The sequence below is a fragment of the Stenotrophomonas maltophilia genome, from assembly GCF_001676385.1.
Lineage (GTDB): Bacteria > Pseudomonadota > Gammaproteobacteria > Xanthomonadales > Xanthomonadaceae > Stenotrophomonas > Stenotrophomonas maltophilia_J.
Window position 1 is genome coordinate 1 of sequence record NZ_LYVJ01000050.1, and the last position, 374, is coordinate 374.

Here is a 374-nt window from a genome sequence, read left to right on the forward strand (position 1 = left end):
CCTTGTGCAGGTTGACGGGCCGGTAATCACGCTCGGTACTGCCTTCCAGAAATACACGGTAACGTTTGACGTGCCGAGTGTTGCGGGGAAGACCTACGGTGCCAATAACAACTTGCTGTTGTGTTTCTTCTATACCGACAATCGGCCGGAATTGTTTGGCGGTCAACTTATCAATCAGACCGGACTGTTTGAGCTTGCGCAAGTACAGTTCGAAAGTGGCGACATGGCCACGGAGTTCGATTTCCGCCCGTTGGGGTATGAACTGTCGTTGTGTCAGCGGTACTACGAAAAATCTTTGGACGTTGAGACTGCCCCGGCAGGAAACCTACCATCGGGTTACACGGTAGGTACTGCCATCGCAGCAGGTACTTGTC

Annotated in this window: 1 protein-coding gene; it reads left to right on the forward strand. The window is 52.7% G+C overall.

What is annotated here, in order from left to right:
* Positions 1–374: hypothetical protein (locus A9K58_RS19770; protein ID WP_196769223.1), on the forward strand; the 374-nt coding region annotated here is incomplete at both ends.